The following is a 687-nucleotide window of genomic DNA, read 5'->3' as shown; positions in this document are numbered from 1 at the left end:
ACCAATTATGAAACGAAGTTCAGTTTGGCAAAGGCATTTAAGAAACACTTCGGTATTTCCATGTCAAATTATCGAACGAAATACCAATCAGTAAATACATCGAAGATATCAGACAATCTTCCCAAGCCTGAAATCCGCCGAATCAATACACTAAACGCAATCTGCCTGGATGTGAATGGTGCTTTCAAAAACGCCCATGCCTATCAGGCTATTTGGAAGCAACTGAAACATTACAAAGAAAAGCATTTGGTAAAAACAAACAGCCACTTTATAAGCATCAGTCAGGACAACCCACAGGTTACATTGCCCGACTTACGCCGCCTATACATTGGCTTTTTTACAGATGAAAGTATAATACCGGAGGGTAAATTTACCTTGCAAGAGATTTCCGGTGGTATGTATGCCGTCTTTACACATAAAGGTAGCTATTCCCAATTACCGAACTTATACAAAACAATCCATGAGCAATGGCTCCCTCATAGCCGGTATACCCAGAAACATCCATTGTCTTTTGAGGTATATCTGAATACGCCCGATGAGGTGGCAGAAGAGAATTTAATAACAGAAATTTATATACCCATAGATAATAAATAACAAATCACCCGAATAATCATATCATTATGTTAGAACTCCCCGAAGTAACTACCCTCAGCAGACAAGCGAACGATACCCTGAAAGGAAAAACAA

General features: G+C 39.2%; 1 protein-coding gene. It reads left to right on the top strand.

The features are described 5' to 3' along the window. Window positions 1-594, top strand: a 594-nt coding sequence (locus D0T84_RS19745) for a GyrI-like domain-containing protein (protein WP_163309572.1), incomplete at its 5' end; no start/stop codon positions are given. Between the last annotated feature and the right edge of the window lie 93 nt (window positions 595-687).

It is taken from the genome of Dysgonomonas sp. 521, from assembly GCF_010501055.1.
Classification (GTDB): Bacteria; Bacteroidota; Bacteroidia; order Bacteroidales; family Dysgonomonadaceae; genus Dysgonomonas.
The sequence above is the reverse complement of the archived record's forward strand: the minus strand, read 5'-3'. Positions and strand labels throughout refer to the sequence as shown.